This window comes from Marinobacterium sp. BA1, assembly GCF_041155135.1.
GTDB lineage: Bacteria > Pseudomonadota > Gammaproteobacteria > Pseudomonadales > Balneatricaceae > Marinobacterium > Marinobacterium iners.
The window spans coordinates 2,514,616-2,539,701 of sequence record NZ_BAAFHC010000001.1 but is presented as its reverse complement, the minus strand read 5'-3'; the positions used below and the strand labels follow the sequence as shown (position 1 = coordinate 2,539,701).

26 protein-coding genes are annotated in these 25,086 nt (G+C 57.0%); 24 read left to right on the top strand and 2 right to left on the bottom strand.

The genetic code is table 11. The features are described from left to right. Nucleotides 1-28: 28 nt before the first annotated feature. The 12 genes from flhF to ACAM29_RS12210 all read left to right on the top strand — a co-directional run bounded on the left by flhF (nt 29) and on the right by ACAM29_RS12210 (nt 11,508). Nucleotides 29-1,492: a flagellar biosynthesis protein FlhF gene (gene flhF, locus ACAM29_RS12265; RefSeq protein ID WP_369624307.1), complete on the top strand. Its 1,464-nt coding sequence runs from the start codon at nt 29-31 to the stop codon at nt 1,490-1,492. An 11-nt stretch (nt 1,493-1,503) separates the two neighbouring features. Continuing rightward, on the top strand, nt 1,504-2,328 hold the full coding sequence (locus ACAM29_RS12260) for a MinD/ParA family protein (protein WP_091822405.1): 825 nt from the start codon (nt 1,504-1,506) through the stop codon (nt 2,326-2,328). Between the two features lie 12 nt (nt 2,329-2,340). Further along, nucleotides 2,341-3,051, top strand: a complete 711-nt coding sequence (locus ACAM29_RS12255) for an RNA polymerase sigma factor FliA (protein WP_206839126.1) — start codon at nt 2,341-2,343, stop codon at nt 3,049-3,051. Between the two features lie 61 nt (nt 3,052-3,112). Next, on the top strand, nt 3,113-3,499 hold the full coding sequence (gene cheY, locus ACAM29_RS12250) for a chemotaxis response regulator CheY (protein ID WP_091822399.1): 387 nt from the start codon (nt 3,113-3,115) through the stop codon (nt 3,497-3,499). Between the two features lie 19 nt (nt 3,500-3,518). Continuing rightward, nucleotides 3,519-4,361 carry a protein phosphatase CheZ gene (locus ACAM29_RS12245; protein ID WP_091822396.1) on the top strand — a complete coding sequence of 281 codons (843 nt, stop codon included), beginning with the start codon at nt 3,519-3,521 and terminating at the stop codon, nt 4,359-4,361. Nucleotides 4,362-4,373: 12 nt separating this feature from the next. Then, nucleotides 4,374-6,464, top strand: a complete 2,091-nt coding sequence (locus ACAM29_RS12240; protein WP_369624306.1) for a chemotaxis protein CheA — start codon at nt 4,374-4,376, stop codon at nt 6,462-6,464. A 27-nt stretch (nt 6,465-6,491) separates the two neighbouring features. Further along, nucleotides 6,492-7,733: a chemotaxis response regulator protein-glutamate methylesterase gene (locus tag ACAM29_RS12235; protein ID WP_354409837.1), complete on the top strand. Its 1,242-nt coding sequence runs from the start codon at nt 6,492-6,494 to the stop codon at nt 7,731-7,733. Further along, a complete protein-coding gene (locus ACAM29_RS12230; RefSeq protein ID WP_091822387.1) occupies nt 7,733-8,494 on the top strand; it encodes a flagellar motor protein in 762 nt (253 codons plus the stop codon). The genes ACAM29_RS12235 and ACAM29_RS12230 overlap by 1 nt, the downstream gene beginning before the upstream one ends. Next, nucleotides 8,472-9,386 (top strand): flagellar motor protein MotD, encoded by a 915-nt coding sequence (gene motD, locus ACAM29_RS12225; RefSeq protein WP_206839135.1) that lies wholly within the window; start codon nt 8,472-8,474, stop codon nt 9,384-9,386. The genes ACAM29_RS12230 and motD overlap by 23 nt, the downstream gene beginning before the upstream one ends. Before the next feature lie 2 nt (nt 9,387-9,388). Then, nucleotides 9,389-10,165, top strand: coding sequence for a ParA family protein (locus ACAM29_RS12220; protein WP_091822382.1), 777 nt, complete (start codon nt 9,389-9,391; stop codon nt 10,163-10,165). 4 nt (nt 10,166-10,169) lie between these two features. After that, nucleotides 10,170-11,012, top strand: coding sequence for a chemotaxis protein CheW (locus ACAM29_RS12215; RefSeq protein ID WP_369624305.1), 843 nt, complete (start codon nt 10,170-10,172; stop codon nt 11,010-11,012). Between the two features lie 46 nt (nt 11,013-11,058). Continuing rightward, the gene (locus ACAM29_RS12210) at nt 11,059-11,508 is read left to right on the top strand and encodes a DUF2802 domain-containing protein (RefSeq protein ID WP_242530086.1); all 450 of its coding nucleotides are present in this window, start codon (nt 11,059-11,061) and stop codon (nt 11,506-11,508) included. Here ACAM29_RS12210 and ACAM29_RS12205 read toward each other — a convergent pair. Then, on the bottom strand, nt 11,505-11,783 hold the full coding sequence (locus ACAM29_RS12205) for an EscU/YscU/HrcU family type III secretion system export apparatus switch protein (RefSeq protein WP_206839139.1): 279 nt from the start codon (nt 11,781-11,783) through the stop codon (nt 11,505-11,507). The two genes, ACAM29_RS12210 and ACAM29_RS12205, sit on opposite strands and share 4 nt — an antisense overlap. Beyond that, nucleotides 11,780-13,858: a flagellar hook-length control protein FliK gene (locus ACAM29_RS12200; protein ID WP_369624304.1), complete on the bottom strand. Its 2,079-nt coding sequence runs from the start codon at nt 13,856-13,858 to the stop codon at nt 11,780-11,782. The genes ACAM29_RS12205 and ACAM29_RS12200 overlap by 4 nt, the downstream gene beginning before the upstream one ends. Nucleotides 13,859-13,969: 111 nt before the next feature. On the opposite strand from ACAM29_RS12200, the gene ccmA reads away from it, so the two are divergent. The 12 genes from ccmA to ACAM29_RS12140 are packed head-to-tail and all read left to right on the top strand — an operon-like array spanning nt 13,970 to nt 25,073. Continuing rightward, nucleotides 13,970-14,611, top strand: a complete 642-nt coding sequence (gene ccmA, locus ACAM29_RS12195) for a cytochrome c biogenesis heme-transporting ATPase CcmA (RefSeq protein ID WP_091822370.1) — start codon at nt 13,970-13,972, stop codon at nt 14,609-14,611. Further along, complete coding sequence (gene ccmB, locus ACAM29_RS12190) at nt 14,608-15,321, top strand: heme exporter protein CcmB (protein WP_369624303.1); 714 nt, start codon at nt 14,608-14,610, stop codon at nt 15,319-15,321. Before ccmA ends, ccmB begins: the two co-directional genes overlap by 4 nt. 14 nt (nt 15,322-15,335) lie before the next feature. Next, entirely contained in the window at nt 15,336-16,091 is a 756-nt protein-coding gene (locus ACAM29_RS12185; protein WP_369624302.1) for a heme ABC transporter permease, read from the top strand. A 7-nt stretch (nt 16,092-16,098) separates the two neighbouring features. Continuing rightward, complete coding sequence (gene ccmD, locus ACAM29_RS12180; protein ID WP_091822364.1) at nt 16,099-16,275, top strand: heme exporter protein CcmD; 177 nt, start codon at nt 16,099-16,101, stop codon at nt 16,273-16,275. Further along, nucleotides 16,272-16,733 (top strand): cytochrome c maturation protein CcmE, encoded by a 462-nt coding sequence (gene ccmE, locus ACAM29_RS12175; protein ID WP_369624301.1) that lies wholly within the window; start codon nt 16,272-16,274, stop codon nt 16,731-16,733. The genes ccmD and ccmE overlap by 4 nt, the downstream gene beginning before the upstream one ends. After that, nucleotides 16,730-18,694 carry a heme lyase CcmF/NrfE family subunit gene (locus tag ACAM29_RS12170; RefSeq protein ID WP_369624300.1) on the top strand — a complete coding sequence of 655 codons (1,965 nt, stop codon included), beginning with the start codon at nt 16,730-16,732 and terminating at the stop codon, nt 18,692-18,694. The genes ccmE and ACAM29_RS12170 overlap by 4 nt, the downstream gene beginning before the upstream one ends. A gap of 9 nt (nt 18,695-18,703) precedes the next feature. Then, nucleotides 18,704-19,255, top strand: coding sequence for a DsbE family thiol:disulfide interchange protein (locus ACAM29_RS12165; protein WP_206839144.1), 552 nt, complete (start codon nt 18,704-18,706; stop codon nt 19,253-19,255). Next, on the top strand, nt 19,252-19,779 hold the full coding sequence (locus ACAM29_RS12160) for a cytochrome c-type biogenesis protein (RefSeq protein ID WP_354409820.1): 528 nt from the start codon (nt 19,252-19,254) through the stop codon (nt 19,777-19,779). The genes ACAM29_RS12165 and ACAM29_RS12160 overlap by 4 nt, the downstream gene beginning before the upstream one ends. Then, nucleotides 19,776-21,032, top strand: coding sequence for a c-type cytochrome biogenesis protein CcmI (gene ccmI, locus ACAM29_RS12155; RefSeq protein WP_369624299.1), 1,257 nt, complete (start codon nt 19,776-19,778; stop codon nt 21,030-21,032). The genes ACAM29_RS12160 and ccmI overlap by 4 nt, the downstream gene beginning before the upstream one ends. A 37-nt stretch (nt 21,033-21,069) precedes the next feature. Next, a complete protein-coding gene (gene zipA / locus ACAM29_RS12150) occupies nt 21,070-22,449 on the top strand; it encodes a cell division protein ZipA (RefSeq protein WP_091822351.1) in 1,380 nt (459 codons plus the stop codon). Nucleotides 22,450-22,488: 39 nt separating this feature from the next. After that, nucleotides 22,489-24,849: an NAD-dependent DNA ligase LigA gene (gene ligA, locus ACAM29_RS12145; RefSeq protein ID WP_369624298.1), complete on the top strand. Its 2,361-nt coding sequence runs from the start codon at nt 22,489-22,491 to the stop codon at nt 24,847-24,849. Next, nucleotides 24,846-25,073, top strand: coding sequence for a YheU family protein (locus ACAM29_RS12140; RefSeq protein WP_206839151.1), 228 nt, complete (start codon nt 24,846-24,848; stop codon nt 25,071-25,073). Before ligA ends, ACAM29_RS12140 begins: the two co-directional genes overlap by 4 nt. Nucleotides 25,074-25,086 lie beyond the last annotated feature (13 nt).

The following is a 25,086-nucleotide window of genomic DNA, read 5'->3' as shown; positions in this document are numbered from 1 at the left end:
GGCGGCTGGCGGCCGATAAGGGACGGGTATGAAGGTAAAACGCATATTTGCACCGGATATGCGCCAGGCAATGCGCCGGGTGCGTGACGAAATCGGCCCTGATGCCGTGATCATCTCCAACCACCGTGTAGCGGGTGGGGTCGAGGTTGTAGCCGCGCGTGAAGATGAATATGAGGCTGCTCAGGCAGAGCTCAAGCGCAGCCGCAGTCGTCGTCAGCCGCCCAATCGGGATGAGCAGATACGTATCCTTACCGGTGGGCACTCGCACCAATCGGAGCAGGCCAGTCGCAATGCGGCGCTTGAAGAGGAACTGAACCGTACCAGGGCTCGAATCGCAGAAGCCAGTCGACGCATCACCGAGCCGACGCCGGTAGCGGACCGCAGCGCAAATCGCCAGATCGATGACGAAGATGATGAAGATCTGCGCTCCATTCTTGAGTCGCTTCGTGCCCGCAACCGCCAGCGGGAAGTACCCTCTCCGCCTTCCCGTCAGGTTGCAACGCCCCGTCCCGCGTCACGACCTGTTGAGAGTGATACCCTGCCTGCGGATGACGATGCGTTGCTGAGTATGCAGCAGGAAATTCAAGAGCTGCGTAATATGCTGCAGCAGCAGGTGGCGCGTCCCGAACCGGCTGCGCCTGTGTTTGCCACGCCTGCCACAGCCCCAGTGCAGGAAAGATCAGCTGTACACGCCCGCCTGGAGCAGCTGGGCCTCGGTTCACAGTTGGTACAGCAGCTGATGAGCGGTGTGGAGCCTGAGCTTGCCGCTGACAAGGCCTGGCGCAATGCGCTCGCTCGCCTTTCGGATGCTTTGCCGGTGCTGGGTGAAGAGCTGGTGGAGCGTGGCGGCATGATCGCCTTTGTCGGCCCTACCGGTGTCGGCAAAACCACCACCATCGGCAAGCTGGCTGCTCGTCATGTGCTGCAGCACGGCAGCTCCAGTGTGGCACTGGTTACCACGGACTGTTTCCGCATCGCGGCTCATGAGCAGCTGAAAACCTTTGGCCGTATTCTGGATGTGCCTGTTCGCGTGGTGGATGAAAACCATAGCCTGGAAGAAGTGCTGCAAAGTCTTCGCAACAAGCGTCTGGTGCTGATTGATACCGCTGGCATGAGTGCATCCGACCCACAGGGGCTGGTGCAGATGCAGATGCTTTCCAGTGTCACTGTTCGCCTGAAAAAGTTGCTGGTGCTGTCCTGCTCTAGTCAGCGCCAGTTGATGCGCAGTGCGTTCGACAACTATCGAGAGCTGGGTCTGAACGGTTGTGTGCTCAGCAAGACAGATGAGTCGGGCAGCCTGGGTGAGGCGCTTACGCTGGCAATCGAAAAGCAGCTGCCGATCGCCTATGTGACTGATGGGCAGAAAATTCCGGATGATATCGGTATCGCCAAGCGGCATGATCTGGTCAGCCGTGCCGTGGTGATTGCACAGAAATCGGGGGAGCATGATGCAGATCAAGCTTCCGGCAGTTCATTATTCAGGGCGGGTTGAGGAGTCATTTGATGAAGCAGACCCACCCGGTCAAGGTGATAGCAGTAACGGGCGGCAAGGGAGGCGTTGGCAAGACCAATGTGTCGGTCAATCTGGCCACCGCTCTCAGTGAAATGGGGCAGCGGGTGGTGCTGATGGATGCTGACCTGGGCCTTGCCAATGTAGACGTGATGCTCGGGCTGAGAGCGCAACGCAACATTTCGGATGTGCTTGCAGGCAACTGCAGTCTCAAGGAAGTTATGGTGCCGGCAGGGGATAATTTCTGGATAGTGCCGGCGGCTTCGGGGACGCAGGAAATGACGGCTCTAAGCGCCCATGAGCATGCAGAGTTGATCCACGCCTTTAACGACATTGCCGATGAGCTGGATGTATTGGTTATTGACACTGCGGCTGGAATCTCGGACTCGGTGGTCAGCTTTGTGCGTGCCGCTCAGGAGGTGCTGGTGGTGGTCTGTGATGAGCCTACTTCGATTACCGACGCCTATGCACTGATCAAGCTTTTGAATCGTGACTATCAGATGACACGCTTTCGAGTGTTGGCCAATATGGTCAGAACGGAATCCGAAGGACGTAATATGTTCAATAAACTGTTGACGGTGACCGACAGATTCCTGGATGTTACGCTTCAATACGTTGGCTCAATCCCTTATGATGAAACGGTGCGCAAGGCTGTACAGAGACAAAAGGCTGTTTTGAAAGCCTTTCCCAAGGACAAGGCCGCATTGGCCTATCGCCAGTTGGCGAACAAGGTGGACAGCTGGCCGGTCAGTTCCAGCCCACGTGGGCACCTTGAATTCTTTGTCGAGCGGCTCGTGCAGGGAGCGCGGGCACACTGAAAAGAAGCGTATATGTACAACGAACTGGAGTTTAAGTCAGGGCAGGAGCTGATCGAGGAGTACACCCCTCTGGTGCGCCGTATTGCGCATCATCTGCTGGCGCGCCTGCCGTCCCATGTTGTGCTGGACGACTTGCTTCAGGCTGGCATGATGGGACTGCTAGAAGCTGCCAAACGTTACGACTCCAGCAAGGGTGCCAGTTTTGAAACCTATGCCGGTATTCGTATCCGCGGTGCCATTATCGATGAGGTACGGCGGGGTGACTGGACGCCGAGATCAGTACACCGAAATGGGCGTCGGGTCAGCGAAGCGATTGCCCAGGTTGAAAACCGGACCGGCCGTGACGCTACAGACTTAGAAGTTGCGGCCGAAATGGGAATAGGGGTTGCCGAGTACCATGCCCTGCTGCAGGATTCACTCGACAGCCGCCTGTTCAGCTATGATCAGTTGACTGACAGCTCCGAAGAAACACCCTCGGAGCAGTTTGTTGCCTCTGATCCAGACCCTGGGCATGCCCATGAAGGGGAAGGATTCAGGCAGGCGCTGGCGCAGGCGATAGGTGTCTTGCCAGAGCGTGAGAGGCTTGTGCTGTCGCTGTATTATGATGAAGAGCTGAACCTTAAAGAGATAGGACAGATTCTTGGGGTGAGTGAGTCGCGCGTGAGCCAGATCCATAGCCAGGCTGCGCTGAGGCTCAGGGGCCGGCTAAGGGATTGGCGCTGACCGATTGTGGTCTGGAATAAGGACGACTCTTGAAGGTGTTTTCTGAACTGGGAGAAGTGTCTTGAAGAAAGACATCAAAATTCTCGTTGTGGATGATTTCTCCACAATGAGGCGCATCATAAAAAACCTGCTGCGGGACCTTGGTTTTACCAATGTCGACGAGGCTGACGACGGCAAGACGGCGTTGCCGATTCTCAAGCAGGGAGGTATCGACTTCCTCATTACCGACTGGAATATGCCGGAAATGACCGGTATAGACCTGCTCAAGGCAGTCCGAGCCGATCCTGCTCTGGCTTCCATTCCGGTACTGATGGTAACGGCAGAGGCCAAGCGCGAGCAGATTATTGCGGCAGCACAGGCCGGTGTGAACGGTTATGTCGTAAAACCGTTCACGGCCGCCGTGTTGAAAGAGAAGATCGACAAGATCTTCGAGCGTATCGAGGGTTAACCGGAAGCGGGGAAGACAGATGGCAGCGCAAACGGCCAGTAAAGTGGACTTCAACGGCTTCGATGAGTTTCTGCGTAGCCGTGCCCAGGCACTGGTGTCCGAACTTGAGGCCGGCAACATGGCAGAGGCGATGGGGCTTATCAATGAGCTTCAGTTTGCCCGTCACCAGGTGTTCTATAACGAGGTCGGTCACCTGACGCGCGGCCTGCATGAGGCGATCAAGTCATTTTCCAGCGATGTCGGCGAAAAAATGCCGAGCGATGCGGAAAGTACGGTCTCTGCTATCGGTGATGCTTCAGATCGACTCAACTACGTGATTGAGCTCACTGAAAAAAATGCCCATGAAACCATGGATCGTGTGGATCGATCACTCAGCCTGGTTGATAAGCTGGATCAGCAGAGTGAACGTTTCAAGGATCTGCTGTTGCTGGTAGGGCAGCTTGAGGGTGAGTTCGAGGCATTGAACGGGGTTTATGATCGCACCTGCAGCCTCAAGGATCAGTCCGAGAAAACCATTACTGAACTGCGCACAACTTTGACTGATATCCTCGTCTCCCAGGGGGTTCAGGACATAACCGGTCAGTTGATCCGCCGAGTTATCACGCTGGTGACTCAGGTTGAGGGTCAGTTGGTCAAACTGATGGATATGGCGGCCAGAGTAGAACGGCTGAGCAGCCTGGAGAGTGCAGAGGATATAGCAGCCTCTGATGACAAGCCGGTACGCCGGAAGGGCCACGCGGCTGAACAAGAACAAAAACATGATCCTATCCGGGCGGAAGGGCCCCAGCTTCCGACAGGGAAAACAGATACGCTGTGTGATCAGGACGATGTTGATGACCTGCTTTCCAGCCTGGGATTTTGATAGGAGCTCCCTATGAGTTTGGATGTTGATCAGGAAATACTGGAAGACTTTCTCGTCGAAGCCGGCGAGATACTTGAGCAGCTGTCTGAGCAGCTTGTCGATCTTGAGCAGCGCCCCGATGACAAGGATCTGCTGAACGCAATCTTTCGCGGTTTCCATACCGTCAAGGGTGGTGCCGGCTTCCTGCAGTTGGAAGCGATGGTTGAATGCTGTCACAAGGCGGAAAACCTGTTTGACCTGCTGCGCAACGGTGAACTGAGTATCAGCTCCGAACTGATGGATGTGGTGTTGCAGGCACTTGATGCCGTCAATGCCATGTTTGAAGCGGTACGCGGTGGTGAAGAACCCCAGCATGCATCGCCTGCATTGCTGCAGCGTTTGCAGGACTTTGCTGAAGGGCGTGGTGAAACAGCACCGTCGGCACCGGCACCGGCACCGGCACCGGCAGCTGCCAGCACTCCAAAACCGGCAGCGCCTGTCCCCCAAGCATCAGCCCCTGTTAACCCAAACACACCGAACGATGAATTCGAGATGCTGCTGGGTGATCTGGCGGGCAGCCACCAGCAAAGTGAATCTGAGTCGGGTGGCGATGAGCTTATCACTGAAGACGAATTCGAGGCGTTGCTGGACGAGCTACATGGCCCCGGTAAAGCGCCGAAAATTGAAGCGGCCGCGGCTGCACCGGCAACCAACAGCGATGGTGAATTGATCACCGACGATGAATTTGAAGCGCTGCTGGATGAACTTCAGTCCAGTGGCCAGGGTGCCTTTGCTCATATGCCGGATGCAGAGCAGGCCAAACCGGCCGCTGCATCCGTTGCGCCTGCGCCGGCCTCGGCTGAGCCACCGCCTCCCCCCTCTGCCGAGCCAGTCGCTACTGTTGCAGATGACGCCAAAGAAGTGAAAGGCAAACCGGCTGCTGGCAACAAACCGGCTGCCGAGAGTAATGTCCGTGTCGATACCCGTTTGCTCGACAAGATCATGAACATGGTCGGTGAGCTGGTGTTGGTGCGTAACCGTCTGGTGCGTCTGGGCGGTGCTCGTGAAGATGAAGAGATGGGCAAGGCGCTTGGCACACTGGATATGGTCACCGCCGATCTGCAAACCTCGGTTATGAAGACCCGCATGCAGCCGGTGAAAAAGGTATTTGGCCGTTTTCCCCGTCTCATTCGTGATCTGTCGCGCAATCTCAAAAAAGAGGTGCGGCTTGAGCTTCGAGGTGAAGAAACCGATCTCGACAAAAACCTGGTCGAAGCGCTGGCTGATCCGCTGATTCACTTGGTGCGCAACGCCGTTGATCATGGTATCGAGTCGCCTGAAAAACGTTCTGCATCGGGCAAGCCGCGTGAAGGTAACGTGCTGCTGTCGGCTGAGCAGGAGGGTGATCACATCCTGCTGATTATCCAGGATGACGGTGCCGGCATGGATCCAGAAGTGTTGCGTAACCTGGCGGTCAAGCGCGGCATGATGGATGTGGAGGCCGCTCGCCGCCTAACCGATCAGGAATGTTTCAATCTGATTTTCCAGGCTGGCTTTTCTACCAAGACCGAGGTGTCTGATGTATCCGGCCGCGGTGTTGGCATGGATGTGGTCAAGACCAAGATTACCCAGCTTAACGGTACTCTCAGTATCGACTCGGTGATGGGGCAAGGGACCCGGATTGCGATTCAGGTACCGCTGACATTGGCGATCATGCCGACGCTGATGGTAGTGCTTGAAGGCCAGGCCTTTGCACTGCCGTTGGTGAACGTGAACGAGATATTCAACCTGGATTTGACCAAAACGAATATTGTCGATGGGCAGCAGGTGATTATTGTTCGAGACCAGGCGCTGCCGTTGTTCCACCTCAAACGTTGGCTCATTACAGGGCATGAAAATGCACGACTGCCGGACCAGGGGCATGTGGTCATCGTCAGTGTTGGTACCTCCAGAGTGGGCTTTGTTGTCGACCAGCTGGTAGGTCAGGAAGAAGTCGTGATCAAACCGTTGGGCAGCATTTTGCATGGAACGCCGGGCCTTTCGGGTGCCACCATCACGGGCGACGGGCGCATCGCACTGATCATTGATATACCGAATCTGCTGAAACACTACGCATCGACCTGATTCGGCAGGTGTGACTGAGGGAGCGCTATGCCGGTAAAAGTGTTGATTGTCGATGACTCGGGTTTCTTTCGCCATCGCATCGAAGAGATGCTGAGCGATGATCCTCGAATGGAAGTTGTCGGTACGGCGGTAAATGGACGCGAAGCTGTCGAAAAGGTAAAGCAGCTGCGTCCTGATGTGGTCACCATGGATGTGGAGATGCCGCAGATGAACGGGATCGAAGCGGTCCGTATCATCATGCGAGAAGCACCTACCAACGTGTTGATGTTGTCTTCGCTTACCCATGAAGGTGCGCGTGTGACCCTGCAGGCACTCGAAGCAGGTGCTGCCGATTATCTGCCCAAGGATATTCGTGCCTGGATGGACAAGGGCAGCAATGTGCGCAGCCAGCTGATTGACCGGCTTGTCGCACTGGGGCGGAGTCGTCGTTTTCAGCGCAGCTCTGTTTTCGAGCGCGATTTTCCAGGCAAAGCCAAACCGGGCACCACCATGGTGTTCCGTCCGGATGATCCGGAGCCTCCATCTCGGCGCACTGCAACACCTGCCCGTACAACGATGGCGGAACCAGCCCGTTCGTCAGTGTCTGGTGGTCTGAGTACGCGTCGTGAGCGTCCAGTGCCAGCCCCAACGGCTGCCCCTGCTACTGCGCGGGAGGTATCTGGCCCGGCCACGACACCGGCAGCACGGGTACGTTTTCCGGACTGCAAACTGGTGGTGATTGCCGCTTCCACCGGTGGTCCTGCCGCCCTGCAAAAGGTGCTGACGGCACTGCCCGCGAACTTTCCCTACCCCATTCTTCTGGTTCAACATATGCCAAAGACCTTTACCCAGGTATTTGCCGAGCGACTGAACCAGCAGTGTCATATCAGTGTTAAGGAAGCGGAAGACGGTGATCGGCTTCAGCCCGGACGTGCATTGCTTGCTCCGGGTGGGCTGCAAATGATCATTGATTCCAAGCAAACCGACCGGGTACGCATTCTGCCGGGTGACGAGCGTTTGACCTACAAGCCCAGCGCCGATGTTACCTATGCCTCGGCAGCCAAAACCTATGGGGCGAAGGTGCTGGGTATCACGCTGACCGGGATGGGGGCGGATGGCTGCGATGGCTCGCGTCTGTTGAAGCAGGCCGGCTCGACCCAGTGGGCACAGAACCGTGAAAGCTGCACCATCTATGGAATGCCTCAGGCCGTCATCAATGCAGGACTGGCAGATGCAATACTTGATCTGGATGATATTGGCCCGTTACTGGCAGGGCGAGGTTCGCGCTGATGTGGGTGCTGCTGGGCCTGTTGCTCAGTACGGTCGCCATCCTGGGGGCCAACTACCTTGAAGGTGGCCAACTTCAGGAGCTGCTTAACCTGCCTGCTGCTCTCATCGTGCTGGGCGGGACCTGCGGTGCCGCGCTGGTACAAACACCCAAAAACCTGTTGCTGCGCACCCTGCATTTGGTGCGGCTGGCACTGAGCGACCCTCAGCCACATCATGCCGACGGGATCAGTCAGCTGGTGCATTGGTGTATCACGGCCCGTCGCAAAGGTTTGTTGGCGCTTGAGAACGAGCTGACGGGCGTTGACGATCCGCTGATACGAAACGGTTTGCAGTTGCTGGCTGACGGCAAGTCGGTTGAGTTGATCCGCGCCACTCTGGAGGTAGAGCTGGTGGCTCGTGAGCAGCGAGACTACCAGGCCGCTCGTGTTATCGAAAGCATGGGTGGGTATGCCCCGACCCTCGGTATCATCGGTGCCGTGCTGGGGTTGATTCAGGTGATGGTGAATCTTGAAGATCCTGCTCTGTTGGGTGCCGGCATAGCTACCGCTTTCGTGGCAACCATCTATGGTATTGCACTGGCCAACCTGCTACTGCTGCCACTGGCCGGTAAAATGCGCCAGATCATTGACAGTCGTAGCCTGTATCAGGAGATGATGCTCGAAGGGCTCTTGTTCATTGCGGAAGGACAGGGGCCAAAGAGCGTGCAGCTACGCCTGCAGGGTTACCTGGAGCGGTCAGATGCCAAGACGTCGCCGGCCTGAAGCTGACCTGCGAACAGATCGCTGGATGATTTCCTGGGCGGACTTTGTCACCCTGCTGTTTGCATTTTTTGTGGTGATGTATGGTTTGTCCAGCGTGCATGAAGAAAAGTATCGACAATTGGCGCAGTCCCTTTCCGAGGTGTTTCGGGCCGAAGGTGGTAGCCAGGTCGTATCGCCGGATGGCGGAGAGGGGCTGTTGCCTGGGCGTGGACAGCAAATGCAGGTTCCGCCGGTAACCGTACAAGCACCGGATGCGGAGCAAACGCAGGCACTGGAGCAGTTGCAGCGCCAAGCTGAGGAGCAGTTCCGTGACTGGATTGAAGACGGCAGTGTACAAGTCACTGGCAACGCCTTGTGGATCGCCATTGAGCTGAATGCCAGTTTGCTGTTTGAAAGTGGCGACGCACTGCCGGTGATCGAGGCAGAGCCGCTGTTACAGCAGGTTGCTGCACTTGCTGCAGGCAGGGATAATCCCGTGCATGTGGAAGGCTTCACCGATAATCGGCCGATCAGTACTGACCGCTTTCCGTCCAATTGGGAGCTGTCTGCGGCCCGGGCAGCTGCGGTGGTCCGCATGCTGCAGTTACAGGGCGTTAACCCCGAACGAATGGCAGCGGTGGGTTACGGTGAGTACCAGCCTGCCTACAGTAACCGAACCGAAGAGGGGCGGCAGCGCAATCGGCGTCTGGTAATTGTGATCGCACGGGATGAGCGTGTCCGCCGCCTCGTACAGGCCTTTGGCAGTCAGCGAGTCAGTGAAGATGCGGTGCGTGCACTGTTGACCGCTGACGAGAACGAAGTGACAGGCGAGCCGCCTGCACTGGAACAGGTCGATACTGAGTCCGGTATTCTGTTTCGGCAGGCACGACCGGAGCAACAACAGGAACAATAACGATGCAGGTATGGGCAGTCTCAAATCAGAAAGGCGGGGTGGGCAAGACGACAACCGCTATCACCCTGGCAGGTCTGCTGGCAGAGGTCGGATATCGGGTGCTGCTGGTGGACCTGGATCCCCATGGCTCCATGACCAGCTATTTCCGCTATGACCCGGATGAGCTCGAACACAGCGTTTACGACCTGTTTGAGCAGATTCAGGTGGATTCCGAACGGGTGCATGGACTGATTCTCGACACATCCCATGAAAGCATCAAGCTCATACCCGCCTCTACCGCCCTGGCCACGCTGGAGCGAAAGGCTGTCGCCCAGGAGGGCATGGGACTGCAGGTGGCGAAAGCACTGCGACACCTGAAAGCCGAGTATGATTTTGTGATTATGGACAGCCCGCCGGTGTTGGGAGTGTTGATGGTCAATGCGTTGGCTGCCTGCAATCACCTGCTGGTGCCTGTCCAGACCGAGTTTCTGGCCCTTAAGGGGCTGGAACGAATGGTCAGAACCATTGAAATGATCAATCGTGCGCGCAAGAACAAGCTTGCCTATACCATTGTGCCCACTTTCTATGACCGTCGCACGCAGGCGTCCGTCAGTAGTCTTCGCGAGCTGCACCACCGCTACCCTGATCATATTTCCAATGCAGTTGTACCGGTTGATACCAAATTCAGAAATGCCAGCCTGAAGGGGCTGGTGCCGTCGTCACTCGATGCAGGTAGCCGTGGCGTGCACGCGTATGCGCGCCTCCTGCGCAGCCTGCTTGAACGGCGTAAACAGGGGTGAACTGATGGCAGACCAGAAAAAAGTTGTATTTGAGTACCTCGAGGCACTTTTGCAGGACCCTCAAGCTGACGAAGAGAAGGCTGTTGCAGAAGATAAAATGGAAACGGATGCAGCGACTGCAGTTGAGCCCGATGCCGTTAATCCGCCGATAGCTGAAGACGAACAGCCAGCAGAGGATGAGTCTGTTGTAGATGAGTCTGTTATAGCAACGGAAGATGAAGTGGTTGAGGTCGTGCAACCGACGGTAGAGATCACGCCTGCTGATTCCGTTATACAGGAAAGCGAGCCATCATTGCTCGAACCCGAACCCGAACCCGAACCCGAACCCGAACCCGAACCCGAACCGGAACCGGAACCGGAACCGGAACCGGAGCCCGAGCCCGGTCTCGCACCTGAACCCGTTATACCGAAGGTGGCTTCAGGTGAGGAGATGAATTGCATACTGCTCGATATGCACGGCCTGAAGCTGGCGGTACCGTTCGACTATGTGGAAGGGGCTCTGCAGCTGGAGTCGCTTTCACTGAGGCTTGATGGGCCGGAATGGGTCCTTGGCCGTTTCGGTGAAGAACCGGCCTGGACGCAGGTCGTGGACACTGCACGCTGGCTGATACCGGAGCGCTACAAACCGGAATACTCCAAGTATGCCGAGGTGATTATCCTGAAAGGCCGCCGTTGGGCCATTGCCTGTGATGAGTTGGTCAAGTCGATACGTGTCGATACCCGTCAGATCAACTGGCATCAGGACAAAAGTCACCGCTCATGGCTGCTGGGTACCTACATGCCTGAGCGTTGTGCCATACTGGACATCGATCAACTGTTGCTCGAGTTTGAAGCCTGCAGTGTCTGAAGGCCGTGAACCGTTTAGACAGATGGGGTAGACTCACCGGCTGTGCGTGAACATTGCTAATGGGCTGGGACCGGGTGTGGCCGAATATACGTCGATACTGTTGCTTGTGCTGACACTGACAGCTGTTCTGTCAGCGGTGATCTGCGTCTATGTACTGGTGCGCATCAAGCGGCAGGAGCGGCAGCAGCAGGCGCTGATCAATGTACTGCGGAATGAAATTCGCGCCATGACCAATGGCTCGATCGGCATGGGCAAACGCCTGCTGGCGATTGAGCGGACGCTCAATATAACGGTTGAGAAACAGCAGGAGCTGGAGAACCGTGATCCGGGCGTGCTGGCCTACAATCAGGCCGCCAAGCTTATGGAAATGGGGGCGTCGGTGGATGATCTGGTGCGCAACTGCGGTATCGGTCGTCCCGAAGCGGAGCTTATGGCGTTGCTTCACCGCGAGCTTCACACGACTCAAATGTTGCCGGAACAACATCAACGTCACTAGATGTTGCTGCCTGACTGCTTGAGCCCGTAGGCGAAGGCAATCACTTCCGCGATGGCACGATACAGTGCCTCAGGTATTTCCTCACCCAATTCCAGACGAATCAATACCTCGATCAGCTCAGGGCTTTCATGGATATGGATGTCATGCTCCTGAGCTAGTGCCAGTATCTGCTCGGCGATCAGGCCTCTGCCCTTGGCCACTATCTTCGGTGCGGTCCCTTTTGCCTGGTCATAGCGCAGGGCTACGGCACTGCGTTTCGGGTTATGCTCGCTCATGTATGTACATCCACCAGTCGGCGCTGAACGTCAGTCAGCTCAGGTTGGCTTGGGCGCCCTTGGCGCGCCTGTAGCGTTTCAACCAAAAAACCCTTGCGATGCAAACCATCGCTGAAATCGTCGAGACGGCGCTCAATCTGGCGCAGGGTAGAAGCCTGCTCGGCCCAGAGTTGTACCTGCAGGCGCCACTCCTCACTCAGGCTTAAACGAGCATCGACACTGCCGTGTTGTTCAAGATCGAAATGCAGAGCCACACCCCAAAGGGTCTCGACTTCACCGCTACTGCTGCGCCTGCGCTGCTCGGTTATGGTCAGCTCAGCGTTATCGTGTTGATCTGCCTGACGGATCGGCAGGTCAAGGCGGTAGACACGCTCCTGAGTACCGTCTGGCTGGTCCTTCCACCCTTGCAAACTGCTGACCTGCTGGGTTGTGCTGCGAGCCTGAAGGGCTTCCACCAGACGTGTCATTTGCTGGCGTGCATCCGGTGGCAGTTGTTCCGCTGCTTTCAGCAGTTGGCCTAGTTGCTGCTTCAGGTCCGGCGTTGCGCCGCGCTCAGTACCCCCCCCTTGAGCCAGTCTGGATTCGGTCAACAGGCCACCCTGCTGCAGGTTGCGCTGAATTGCCTGTTCGGCATCGGCACTGCCTGGGCTGACCGAAAACATGCTTAACATCGACTGCACCAGCTGGCCAATGGCACCCTGACTGCGACCGGCCGGGCTTTGACTCAGCTGGACCAGTTGGTTCAGAGCATCACCAAACGGGATCTGTCGCGGCAGGGCTTCGCGCAGCGCCAGTTGCATCTTCTGTTGCGCCGTGGCTTCCTGGGATGGGGTTGTGGGTATAGGGACTGGTTGCAGGTTGACCTGCTGTTCACTCACTCGAGTCAGGACCACCTGCTGCCCGCTGAGCAGGGGTTTGGGGCTGATCAGGTTGAGTGTCTGGTTGTTGAGATTAAGCCGGATCATATGGTTGTCGGCTTGTACCGGGACCTGTTTGCCAAGCGTTTGCAGTAGAGCCTGTCCCGTATGGCTGACGCTGGGCTGAGTAGTTGTTTGAGCTGTCTGGACAGCCGGGGAAGCAGATGTCGAAGCGCGCGCGGTACTGTCGGCTGGTGCAGTCTGAGTTTTGGCTGCGGTGTCGGGTGAAGTGGCCTGTGTGGTGGGTGCAGGCGCCACCGGGCGAGCCTCAGAACCTGCCGTTTGCGTCTGTGCTGCAGGGGGCTGGTTCGTCGGCGTGGTTGCTGAGGTGGCGGTACTGACCTGATTGACCGCGGATGACTGTAGCTGAGCCGAGTATACCTGCACCTGTGAGCTTATTGTCCCCGAGGGGGACATCTGTGTGGCCTGTGATGACGGTGTTGCCGAAGAAGGGGGCTGGCCTGTCACTGCACTGGCAGGTTGACGTGAACCGCTGGTTGCCTGCGCAGCAGGGCTTTCGCTGCGTGCAGGTGTTGGTGCATTGCCGGTCGGTTGTGTCCGACCCTGCAGCGAACTGTTGTTCCCGCTTGTGGTGGCTGCATTGCCTTGAGTTGCCCCTTGTGAGGTATTGCCACCGGGTGGTTGGAGATAGGCGGCAGCCGGTTTGGCAGAAGTTTCGGCTGGCGTTGTTCCTGCTCCTGGTTGAGGGCTGGTTGCAGCGACAGGCTGGCGTGGGATAACGGGCTCAGACCCGGTTACCTGCGCATTTCGAGGCACGTTCAGGGGTAACAGCTGTTGCAGGCGAGCACCATCGGATGAGGTCAACTGCAGTGTCATGCTGCTTTGCGCGGCCGGGGTGGTGTTGCCTTGAACGTTTGGCTGCGCTGGTGCGGGCAAACGAATCTGCAACTCGCCCGTATTACCCCGCTGCAGTACGATGCGATCTCCCTGTGTCAAAGGGGCCTGGGTAGTCAATTCCAGCAGGCGGCTGTTGATCTCCACCTGAATACGGAAAACAGCCGCGTTGCCCCCGCTGGCCGCTACGCTACGAACAGTCGCTGCCAGTTCACGCCCAGCCGCGGGCAGAAGACTGTCAGCACTGCCGCCCTTGCTGGTACCGGCTGCAGGTGTGGTGGAACTGGTGGTGGGTGTTAACACCGCATGACTCCCTGATATTGCATCTGGAACCTGACGATCAAGTCTCTATCTGTATATAATGGCGCCTTAATGTGCTATCGGCCAGCTCGGCGATTTTTGAAGGATAGAGGCTTGTCTGAACCCCTGCTCAAAGTAAGTCAGTTGTACTGTGAACGCGATGATCGGGTACTGTTCAGTCATCTTGATTTTGCGCTGTCTGCTGGCGAAATTGTTCAGATCGAAGGTCAGAATGGCAGCGGCAAGACTACGCTGCTGCGTATTCTCTGTGGTCTGTCACGCAATTATGAAGGTGAGATTCTCTGGCGGGGTGAGCCGGTTCAGGATGTGCGTGAGCAGTTTTGTCGTGAAATGCTCTATTTTGGTCACCAGGCAGGGGTCAAGGCGGTACTGACGCCTGAAGAAAACCTGCGCTGGTATGCTGCCCTGCAGCCCAATATTGCCGTAGCCGATATTCAGGCGGCTCTGGAGCGGGTGGGTCTGCGCGGTTACGAAGATGTTCCCTGTCATTCGCTTTCGGCCGGGCAAAATAGACGCGTCAGTCTGGCCAGATTGTATCTCAGCCGTGCACCACTTTGGATTCTGGACGAACCCTTTACTGCGATCGACAAGCAAGGGGTGGCAGCCAAGGAAAAACTGTTGCTTGAGCATGCCCGCCGAGGTGGCAGCGTGATTTTGACGACGCATCACGAGCTGGGCATCGAGGGGCCGGTACGTAAAATCAATCTTGATCAGCTGGCGGGAACTTCAGCATGAGCACAGGGACTAACCCCGAGAATATGCAGAAGGTGTCAGCGCCGGCGTTGTTTATGGCCACCATGCGGCGCGAGTTTCTACTTTCGTTCAGACGAAAAAGTGACCTGGCGAACCCGCTGATCTTTTTTCTCATGGTGGCAACGCTGTTCCCGCTGGGGGTGAGTCCTGAACCCGGTTTTCTGGCTCAGCTAGCACCCGGGGTTGTATGGGTGGCGGCCCTGCTGGCAACTCTGCTGTCGATGGATGCCCTGTTTCGCTCGGACTATGAGGACGGCTCGCTGGAACAGCTGCTGCTTAGCCCACAGCCGCTGTTTGTGGTGGTGTTGGCGAAAGTCAGTGCCCACTGGTGCATGACCGGGTTGGCACTGACCGTGATGGCGCCCCTGCTGGCCGTGATGCTGTTTTTGCCTGCTGAAGGGATGCCAGGGCTGATGTTGAGCCTGCTTTTGGGAACACCCACGCTCAGCTTGGTAGGGGCTATCGGTGCTGCTTTGACGGTGGGGCTGAAAAAGGGCGGTGTATTGATCTCACTGCTGGTCTTGCCGCTGTATATTCCGGTACTGATCTTTGGTTCCAGTGCTGTGCAGGCTGCCGTAACGGGTTTGCCGCTGGGAGGGTACCTCGCGCTTTTGGGCGCGCTGCTGGCACTTGCGCTGGCGCTTGCGCCACTGGCTATTGCGGCCGCATTGCGGATCTCAATCAGTAGTTAACAAGAAGAGAGACTATGGCTGACAAAAAATGGTTGCCGCGCTGGTTCTTCCAGCTTGCTTCACCTCGGTGGTGTTATCAGATCACCGGACGTCTATTGCCCTGGTTTCTGCTGGCAACCCTGATACTGCTGGCAGGGGGGGCTGTCTGGTCGCTGTTGTTTGCCCCGGCAGACTATCAGCAGGGCAACAGTTTCCGCATCATCTATCTGCATGTCCCATCGGCCATTCTGGCGCAGTCGGCCTATATGTTGATGGCGGTAGCCGGAGCCATTGGTCTGATCTGGAAAATGAAGATGGCCGATATGGTACTCAAGTCGGCCGCACCGATCGGCGCCTCCATGGCAGTACTGGCCTTGGCCACCGGCGCAATCTGGGGTAAGCCCACCTGGGGTTCCTGGTGGGTCTGGGATGCACGCCTGACCTCCATGCTGATTCTGCTGTTTCTCTACTTGGGCATAATGGCACTGAACTCTGCGATCGAAAACGAGTCAACTGCTGCTCAGGCATCGGCTGTGCTGGCGCTGGTCGGGGTAGTCAATATCCCGATTATCAAGTATTCGGTGGAGTGGTGGAATACGCTGCATCAGCCTGCCACGTTCAAGCTGACAGAAAAACCGGCCATGCCGCCGGATATGTGGCTGCCGCTGCTGGTCATGGTGATTGGCTTTTACTGTTTTTTTGCAGTCAGCCTGATGCAGCGGCTGCGTAACGAAATAATCTGGCGCGAACGTCGTGCCAGTTGGGTTCGCGAACTACTGAATAAGCAGTGAGGTTCAGGTGAGTTTCAACAGTGTCTCCGAGTTTCTGGCCATGGGTGGACATGGTCTCTATGTTTGGCTCAGCTACGGTTTGGGGGCAGGCGTGATTGTAGCCAACCTGATCCTGCCGAAGTTGAGTCGTAACCGTCTGTTGGCGGAACAAAAACGCCGCCTGCGCCGGGAGGAAACCGCATGACCCCAAAACGCAAACAGCGTCTGATAATTGTGATGTTCATTCTGGTAGGTGTAAGCGTGTCTGTAGGGCTGACCCTTTTTGCACTGAACCAGAACATCAATCTGTTCTACTCACCTACACAGATCGTCTCAGGTGAAGCGCCTCAAAAAACACGTATTCGTGCCGGTGGGATGGTGGTGGATGGCAGCGTCAAACGTGATCCCGATTCACTGTTCGTGCAATTTGACATTACCGACTATGACAAGACAGTGACGGTTGAATACGTTGGCATCCTGCCGGACCTGTTCCGTGAAGGGCAGGGCATTGTGGCTCAGGGCATGTTGAATGAGCATGGTGTCCTGAATGCGGCTGAAGTTCTGGCCAAGCATGATGAAAATTACATGCCCCCCGAAGTGGCCGACGCGCTGGCGAAGGCTGGTAAGATGCCGATGCCTGAGGGACAGGAGTTCAATAAATGATCTTTCCCGAACTGGGTGAATATGCACTGATTCTTGCACTGTGCCTGTCAGTATTGTTGACCGTGGTGCCGATGGTCGGCGCGACCCGCGGTAATACTCTCTGGATGGGATTTGCCCGTCCTCTGAGCAAGGGTATGTTTCTGTTCACGCTGTTCAGCTTTTTGTGTCTGGGCTGGGCCTTTCTGGATAATGACTTCTCCGTTGTCTATGTAGCCAACAACTCCAATACGGCGCTGCCCTGGTATTATCGTCTTAGCGCCGTCTGGGGTGGCCATGAAGGCTCCCTGCTGCTGTGGGCGCTGATTCTTTCGGGCTGGACCGTAGCCGTAGCGATAAAAAGCCGCGACCTTCCACCGGATATCATTGCCCGCGTGCTGGCGGTAATGGGGTTGATATCGGTCGGTTTTTATCTGTTTATCCTGTTTACTTCCAGCCCGTTTGAACGCTATCTGCCTGGTTTTCCGCAGGAAGGGGCAGACCTTAATCCTCTGCTGCAGGACTTTGGCCTGATCGTCCATCCGCCCATGCTGTATATGGGTTATGTGGGCTTTGCGGTTTCCTTTGCTTTTGCCATCGCGGCCCTGCTCAGCGGACGACTTGATGCGGCATGGGCGCGCTGGTCACGTCCCTGGACGTCCGTTGCCTGGGCTTTTCTGACCCTTGGTATCGCCCTGGGTAGCTGGTGGGCCTACTACGAGCTTGGCTGGGGCGGCTGGTGGTTCTGGGATCCGGTTGAAAACGCATCCCTCATGCCGTGGCTGGTCGGTACGGCACTGATGCACAGCCTGGCCGTGACCGAAAAACGCGGTGTATTCAAAAGCTGGACCGTATTGCTGGCGATCTTCACCTTCTCGTTGAGTCTGCTGGGTACCTTCCTTGTACGCTCCGGTGTACTGACATCGGTACATGCTTTTGCTTCCGACCCTGAACGTGGACTGTTCATTCTGATTATGCTGGCGATTGTCATTGGCGGCTCGCTCTTGTTGTATGCACTGCGTGCAGGTCAGATGAAGAGTGAATCAAGCTTTGGCCTGATGTCCCGTGAAAGCATGCTGCTGGTCAATAACGTACTGTTGGTTGTTGTCTGTGCAATGGTACTGCTGGGGACAATCTACCCGTTGATCGTTGATGCGCTGGGGTTGGGCAAACTGTCTGTTGGCCCCCCCTATTTCAATGCTCTGTTCAACCCCTTGATGGCGATCCTGATGCTGGCGATGGGGGTCGGCGCCGTGAGCCGCTGGAAGCAGACATCGTTGTCAATGATGGTGCAGCAGCTCTGGCTGCCGGGTGTGTTGGCGCTGGTGCTGGGAGCGGGCAGTGCCTGGCTCTATGCCGGTGAGTTGAAGCCCTGGGTAGTGCTGGGGCTGGTGCTGTCCTGGTGGGTAGTGCTGGCCGGCTTGCGTGATCTGTACAACCGCCTGCGTCACCGCCGCGAGAAGCTGAAGGGCTTGTCGAAGCAGACTCGCAGCTACTACGGCATGGTGCTGGCGCATGTGGGAGTGGCCGTTACGGTGGTGGGGGTTTCTCTGGTGTCGGTGTACACCGAGCAGCGCGATCTTCGAATGCAGCCGGGTGATACCCTGAGTTTCCGTGATTACACCTTCGTGTTTGAAGGCAGTAAGCACGTGGAAGGCCCTAATTTTACCTCTGACCAGGGGCAGATCAGGGTGCTGCACAAGGGCGAACCCTATGGATTCATGAAGCCTGAGAAACGACTCTATACCGCGCGTGGCAATGTGATGACCGAAGCCGCGATTGATCCCGGGTTTACCCGTGACCTGTATGTGGCCTTGGGCGAGCCGCTCGAAAATGGCGCCTGGGCTGTGCGCATGCAGTACAAGCCCTATGTACGCTGGCTTTGGCTTGGCGGGCTGTTGATGACGGCGGGTGGTCTGTTGGCTGCTTCCGATCCGCGCTACCGTAAGCGTTTGCGCCCGGCAGCGGCGCTGGCTGATGCATGAGGATTTGAGATGAATAACCGCAAGATTCTGGTTTTTGTTCCACTGCTGGTTTTCATCCTGCTTGGCGTGTTTCTTTGGGTCGGGCTGTATCTTGACCCCCGTGAGCTGCCTTCCGAGCTGGCAAAAAACAAGCGTCCTGTACCTCAGTTCAGTCTGCCGTCGGTCACGGACCCCGAGCGGACTCTGACGGAAGCGGACCTGACCGGTGAAGTCGCCCTGCTCAATGTATGGGCGACCTGGTGTCCGACCTGCAAGGAGGAACATGATTTCCTGAATATGCTTGCACTGGAGCAGGGTGTGACCATATACGGCGTCAACTACAAGGATGATCCTGCGAAGGCCCGTGAATGGCTGCGTCGCTACAAGGATCCATACCGGGCTGTCGTGCTGGATCAGAATGGCTCACTGGGTCTGGACCTGGGGGTCTACGGTGCACCTGAAACCTATGTGTTGGATGCGGCTGGACGTATTCGTTACCGCCATGTGGGAGCTGTTGATGCCGACGTATGGCAGACCCTGCAACAGGTAATGGCCAGTGTAGAGCAGGAGAGCACACAATGAGGGTATTTTTGCTGACTTTGCTGATCCTGCTGCCTGGTCTGTCTCAGGCAACAATTGATGCTTACGAGTTCAGCGACGAACAGTACGAAAAGCGGTTTCATGAGCTGACCGGCGAGCTGCGTTGTCCTAAGTGCCAGAACCAGAATATTGCGGATTCTGATGCTCCGCTGGCGGCGGACTTGCGACGTGAAGTGTACCGCATGCTGGAACAGGGGGAGCCTAATGAAAGCATCATCGATTTCATGGTGACCCGTTACGGTGAGTTTGTGCTGTACCGCCCAAGGGTCAATGAAGTGACATGGTTGCTGTGGTACGGACCTTTTGTCCTGTTGGGGATCGGTGTGTTGGCGGTTGTGATGATCAGCCGCAATCGCCGCCAGCACGTTGGATCCACCTCTGGAGAGGAAACGGGTCGAACCAGGCAAGCGGACGGACGAACGGACGAGTATGCGCCGGAGCCGGGGCTTGACCCGGAAGAGGCTGAGCGTCTGAAGAAGTTACTGCAACGGGATTCTGATAAATGAGTACATTGTGGATCGGCATAGCTGTCCTGACACTGGTTGCCCTGGCCTGTGTTTTCTGGCCGCTGGTGCGTCATCAGCAGCTGGCAAAGTCCGAGGCAACTCAACGTCAGCAACAAAACATCGATATTTTCCGTGAGCGACTGGCCGAACTGGAGTCCGAGCGAGAGCAGGGAACGTTGGCAGCGGAGGAGTTCGCGACTCTGAAGCTTGAGTTGGAGCGTAACCTGTTGATCGATGCAGAGGATGTGCCGATGCAGAGCGCGCCGCTGGTTCGTGTTGGCCAGACTCAGCTGGTCACCGTCACCTTGCTGGCGTTGATGATCCCGGCTGCGGCATTGGGACTTTACAACCATCTGGGGCGTGCAGATGACCTGGCCCTTGCACTCAATGCGCCGGCCAGCCAAGGCTCTCAAGGTGAACAGATGAGTCTTGAGCAGGCTATTGCCGGGCTGGAGCGTGAGCTGGCGACAAATCCGGATAACGCGCAAGGTTGGTACCTGTTGGCCAATACCTATATGAGCATGGGCAACTATGCCGGTGGTGCAGAGGCGTTCCGCGAACTGCTTCAGGTGCTGCCACAGGATGCCCCGCAATACGCCAGCGTAATGGGTCAGTTGGCACAGGCACTCTACTTTGCCGGTGAGACACAGATGACGGATGAGGTGCGCACTCAGATCGATGCAACGCTGAGTATTGATCCGACCGAAATTGCGGCGCTGGGGTTGCTCGGTATTGATGCCTTTGAAAAACAGGACTTCAATGCAGCCATAGAACACTGGAACAAGGCACTGGCCGGTGCCGAAGGACAGGCCGCTGAGTCACTGCGCAGCGGGATTGAGCGAGCAAGAGCCGAGCTGGAAGCGAGAGGGGAGCCGGTCCCGGATATAGAAATAGAACAGGCTGCGCTGGCTGAGGTAAAACTGCAGGTATCACTGTCAGCCGAACTTGCGGAACGGGCGCAGCCTGATCAGGTCGTGTTCATCTATGCACGACCGATAGGTGGTCGCATGCCGCTGGCAGCGGCACGCTATACAGTATCGGACTTACCGGTGGAGGTGATTCTGGATGACAGTATGGCGATGATGCCACAGGCACGCCTGTCACTGCATGATCAGGTTGAAGTGGGGGCCCGGATCAGCCTTTCCGGGCAACCGCAGGCCAGCAGTGGTGATTTCGAAAGCCGTCCGTTGCAGGTTTCTACTCGTCAGGGTGACGAGGCAGTTACACTGATCATCGACCAGGTGGTACAGTAACCTTCCGGCGAACATCGAACAGGTAAAAGGCAAGGGTATGGATATCAGTCTGCGCGAATGGCTCATCATCGGCGGTATACTGATCGTGGTACTGATTCTGATTGACGGCTGGCGCCGTGTGAGTGCCAACCGCAATCGTTTGCGTCTGGAAATTGACCGTACTCTTTCGGAGTTGGGTGAGGCAGAACCGTCGCAGCACAACCCTGAACTACCTAACGGTGGTGCACGGCGGCGCAGTCAGGAATCCGTACGAGAAACCCCGACACAAAAGCCAGCCGCAGCAAAGCCTGAACGAGCCGCAACAACACCGCCACAGCCAGTGCGGCGTGAGCCGGTATTCAATGAATCGATCACTTCCAAACCCGCGAAGCAGCCATCGAATGCCACGGCGGTACAGGCAGAGCTTAGCGAGATGGACCCGCTGTTTGATGATATTCCTGCCGATACTGAGACGGGCCGTGCTCGTCCGGTTCGGAACAGAAAGAAATCAACAGCAGAAAACGATTCAACACCAGCGCCGGTACAACAGACGATTGACGATGATCCTGAGCTGCTGCGCGCCGTCGAACAGGGTGAACTGCAGGGCGGTTCACTTGACTTCAATACCGATACCGCGCACGAAGAGAGTCAGATCAGTACCAGCCTGAATGACCGCATGGAGCTGGATTTTGAGCAGCCCATTCCGATCCTGTTCGACAAGGTACCCTCACCCGATGCGGCTGATCTCCCGGATGACACCCTTGCGGCCTATAAGCGCTCATTGAATGAACAGCCAGAACCTTCTCCGCGCCAGCGTATTGAGAACGATCCATTGCAAGGGCTGACGGCCACTGAGCTGCCAGCCGAACCGGACGAATCCCTGTTCAGCAGTACCGAGTTGGGTCTGGATGAAGAAAGCCCCGCTGTAGCAGAACCGACACCTGCAGTGTCTGAAGCGTCGGCTCCTGAAAAACCACGGCCCGGATTGCGCAGTGCACCCGATCCCGAGCACGTTCTGGTGATCACGGTCGTTGGCCGTAACCGTCAGCTGCTGCCGGGACCCGCTTTGCACAAGATCGTTACGGCCTGTGGCATGGAATGGGGCGAAATGTCGATTTATCATCGCAGTGAAACAGATGCGCCCGATGCTGCCGTCCAATTCAGTATGACCAACGCCGTTGCACCGGGTACCTTTGACCCAGAGCATCTGGAGCAGCTGCAAACACCTGCCGTGTCCTTCTTCATGTCCATGAGTGAACCGGATGATCCAATGAACGCTTATGAGTGCATGCTGGCGACCGCTGAAACGCTTGCCAAGCACCTCGACGGCGATCTGCTGGATGAAGACCGCTCAGTCATGCGTCCGCAAACCAAGGAGCACTATCGCGAGCGCATTCGCGAGTTCGAGATGCACAACCGCACCCGGCGGGTACACTGATACCCGCTTTCGTTCCACCTCTGACCAGACCCAGACTCCATGACCCTGCCTGAATCCGTCGTGACCCGTGCCAAGCAGTTACGCACCGAGATCGAACAACACAGTTACCGTTATTACGTGCTGGACGAGCCGAGTGTTCCGGATGCGGAATATGACCGGCTTTTCAATGAACTCAAAGCGCTGGAAGCAGAATATCCAGAGCTTGTGAGTGAAGACTCACCTACACAGCGGGTCGGTAAAAAGCCGGATTCAGGCTTTGCCGAAGTGCGTCATGAACAGCCCATGCTGTCGCTGGACAACGCCTTCAGTGATGACGAGATGGCTACCTTTGTTCGCCGCGCCCGTGAACGTCTGGGGCTGAGCTCTGATGCGCCGCTGGCCATTGTCAGTGAACCGAAGCTGGATGGCCTGGCGGTCAGCTTGCTGTACGAGCAGGGCCGATTGGTGCGTGCTGCAACCCGGGGCGATGGTTATACAGGTGAGGATATCACCCTTAATGTACGCACCCTGCCCAGCGTGCCTTTGCGTTTGTTGGGCGAAGGCTGGCCACGGCTGCTGGAAGTGCGGGGCGAGATTTACATGCCCAGAGCCGGTTTTGAACGGCTCAATGAACAGGCCCGTGATGCCGGTGAAAAAACCTTCGTCAATCCGCGCAATGCCGCCGCTGGCAGCCTGCGTCAGCTGGATCCGGCGGTTACCGCCCGGCGACCGCTGGAGTTCTGCTGTTACAGTACCGGCGTGGTTGCGGACGGGGAGCTGCCGGGCAGTCACATTGAACGGCTGCAACAACTCAACCGCTGGGGACTGAAAATCAATCCGGAAATGCGGCGTGTTGATGGGTTGGAGGGGTGTCGGGAAAGCTACCGCTCACTGGCGGATAAGCGCGATCAGTTGCCCTACGACATTGATGGCATTGTATTCAAACTGGACCGGCTTGATCAGCAGGAAGCGCTGGGCTATGTCGCCCGCGCACCGCGCTGGGCCATTGCGCACAAGTTCCCGGCTCAGGAAGAGATTACACGCCTCAAGGCGGTTGAGTTTCAGGTTGGCAGAACCGGAGCAATCACACCGGTGGCCAGGCTGGAACCGGTCTTTGTGGGCGGAGTCACCGTCAGCAACGCGACCCTGCATAACATGGATGAAATCGCCCGACTTGATGTGCATGCCGGTGACTGGGTCACGGTACGCCGTGCCGGTGATGTCATTCCGCAAATCGTACAGGTATTGAAGGAGCGTCGCGATGGCACTGAACAAAACATCAGCATCCCTTCATCCTGTCCGGTATGTGGATCGGATGTGGAGCGTACTCGGCTGATCAAGCGAGGCAAGGGGCGGGAACAGGTCAGTGAAGGCTCAATCTACCGCTGTGTCGGTCGACTCTCGTGCCGTGCCCAGCTGACCCAGGCCCTGATCCATTTTGTCTCGCGCAAGGCGATGGACATAGATGGGCTGGGCGAAAAGAATATTGAACAGCTGGTTGAGCGTGGCCTGATAAAGTCTCCGGCTGATCTGTATCGACTACGGGTGGAAGACCTGCTCGAACTCGACGGTTTCGCACAGGTGTCAGCTGAAAAACTGTACAGCGCCATTGCGTCCAGCCGCCGCGTGGAGCTGGCCCGCTTTATCTACGCGCTTGGCATTCCGGAAGTGGGGGAAGGCACGGCGCGCACGCTGGCGCTGCAGCTGGGGTCTCTTGAGCGGTTGCGTCAGGCACTGCCGTTGCTGCTGACATGGTTGCCGGATATCGGGCTGGAAGTAGGGCATGAGATTCATAACTTCATGCAGGACGAGCATAACTGCCAAGTGATGGATGCATTACTGGCACAGGGCATTGAACTTCAGCAGGAGGCCGATATTGCAGCAGCGCTGCAGGGCGCCATCAGTCTGCCGATGTTGCTGCAGCGGCTGGACATACCGGGAGTGGCTAAAACCGGTGCTATGGCTCTGGCCGATCACTTCCAGTCACTGGAGCCTCTTCTGCAGGCAGATGCCGAGGCACTGGAATCGGTTGCCAAGCTCAGCAAAAAGGCGCGTAGCGGCCTGCTGCAGAAGTTGGCAGAGCCTGACTGGTGTGAGCAGGCAAGGGCACTGGAGCAGCAACTAAAGGCCTTTGGCATGCACTGGCAGTGCGAGGGTCCGTCTGATACCGGCTCCACACAGCCACTGGCCGGGCAGACCTGGGTACTGACTGGAACGCTCGAAACCATGACCCGAGACGAGGCCAAGGATCGCTTGCTGGCACTGGGTGCCAAGGTCAGCGGCTCCGTCTCCGGCAAGACTCAGTGTGTGGTGGCCGGTCCGGGTGCGGGTTCCAAGCTGAACAAGGCGACAGAGCTGGGCATTGAGGTACTGGACGAGGATGCATTTATGAATCAGTTACAGGCTTGGGAAAAGGCATGATTGTTCCCTGGCAGTCACTAGACCCGGATACACTGCAGAATCTGCTGGAGGAGTTTGTCAGTCGTGACGGCACCGACTATGGTGAACAGGAACTCAGTCTGGCACAGAAGGCCGAGCAGATTCGACTGAAGCTGATCAGCGGTGAGGCTCTGCTGCTGTTCAGCGAAAGCACCGGTCAGTGCAACATTGTGCCCCGTGAACGCTTGCCGGAGTTTGATCACTGAGCCCGGCGGCGAG

Excerpts from the sequence above, each read along its gene's own strand:
- flhF (WP_369624307.1), top strand. The coding sequence starts at position 29 with ATGAAGGTAAAACGCATATTTGCACCGGATATGCGCCAGGCAATGCGC.
- ACAM29_RS12260 (WP_091822405.1), top strand. The coding sequence starts at position 1,504 with ATGAAGCAGACCCACCCGGTCAAGGTGATAGCAGTAACGGGCGGCAAG.
- ACAM29_RS12255 (WP_206839126.1), top strand. The coding sequence starts at position 2,341 with ATGTACAACGAACTGGAGTTTAAGTCAGGGCAGGAGCTGATCGAGGAG.
- ACAM29_RS12245 (WP_091822396.1), top strand. The coding sequence starts at position 3,519 with ATGGCAGCGCAAACGGCCAGTAAAGTGGACTTCAACGGCTTCGATGAG.
- ACAM29_RS12240 (WP_369624306.1), top strand. The coding sequence starts at position 4,374 with ATGAGTTTGGATGTTGATCAGGAAATACTGGAAGACTTTCTCGTCGAA.
- ACAM29_RS12235 (WP_354409837.1), top strand. The coding sequence starts at position 6,492 with ATGCCGGTAAAAGTGTTGATTGTCGATGACTCGGGTTTCTTTCGCCAT.
- ACAM29_RS12230 (WP_091822387.1), top strand. The coding sequence starts at position 7,733 with ATGTGGGTGCTGCTGGGCCTGTTGCTCAGTACGGTCGCCATCCTGGGG.
- motD (WP_206839135.1), top strand. The coding sequence starts at position 8,472 with ATGCCAAGACGTCGCCGGCCTGAAGCTGACCTGCGAACAGATCGCTGG.
- ACAM29_RS12220 (WP_091822382.1), top strand. The coding sequence starts at position 9,389 with ATGCAGGTATGGGCAGTCTCAAATCAGAAAGGCGGGGTGGGCAAGACG.
- ACAM29_RS12215 (WP_369624305.1), top strand. The coding sequence starts at position 10,170 with ATGGCAGACCAGAAAAAAGTTGTATTTGAGTACCTCGAGGCACTTTTG.
- ACAM29_RS12205 (WP_206839139.1), bottom strand. The coding sequence starts at position 11,783 with ATGAGCGAGCATAACCCGAAACGCAGTGCCGTAGCCCTGCGCTATGAC.
- ccmB (WP_369624303.1), top strand. The coding sequence starts at position 14,608 with ATGAGCACAGGGACTAACCCCGAGAATATGCAGAAGGTGTCAGCGCCG.
- ACAM29_RS12185 (WP_369624302.1), top strand. The coding sequence starts at position 15,336 with ATGGCTGACAAAAAATGGTTGCCGCGCTGGTTCTTCCAGCTTGCTTCA.
- ccmE (WP_369624301.1), top strand. The coding sequence starts at position 16,272 with ATGACCCCAAAACGCAAACAGCGTCTGATAATTGTGATGTTCATTCTG.
- ACAM29_RS12170 (WP_369624300.1), top strand. The coding sequence starts at position 16,730 with ATGATCTTTCCCGAACTGGGTGAATATGCACTGATTCTTGCACTGTGC.
- ACAM29_RS12165 (WP_206839144.1), top strand. The coding sequence starts at position 18,704 with ATGAATAACCGCAAGATTCTGGTTTTTGTTCCACTGCTGGTTTTCATC.
- ACAM29_RS12160 (WP_354409820.1), top strand. The coding sequence starts at position 19,252 with ATGAGGGTATTTTTGCTGACTTTGCTGATCCTGCTGCCTGGTCTGTCT.
- ccmI (WP_369624299.1), top strand. The coding sequence starts at position 19,776 with ATGAGTACATTGTGGATCGGCATAGCTGTCCTGACACTGGTTGCCCTG.
- zipA (WP_091822351.1), top strand. The coding sequence starts at position 21,070 with ATGGATATCAGTCTGCGCGAATGGCTCATCATCGGCGGTATACTGATC.
- ligA (WP_369624298.1), top strand. The coding sequence starts at position 22,489 with ATGACCCTGCCTGAATCCGTCGTGACCCGTGCCAAGCAGTTACGCACC.
- ACAM29_RS12140 (WP_206839151.1), top strand. The coding sequence starts at position 24,846 with ATGATTGTTCCCTGGCAGTCACTAGACCCGGATACACTGCAGAATCTG.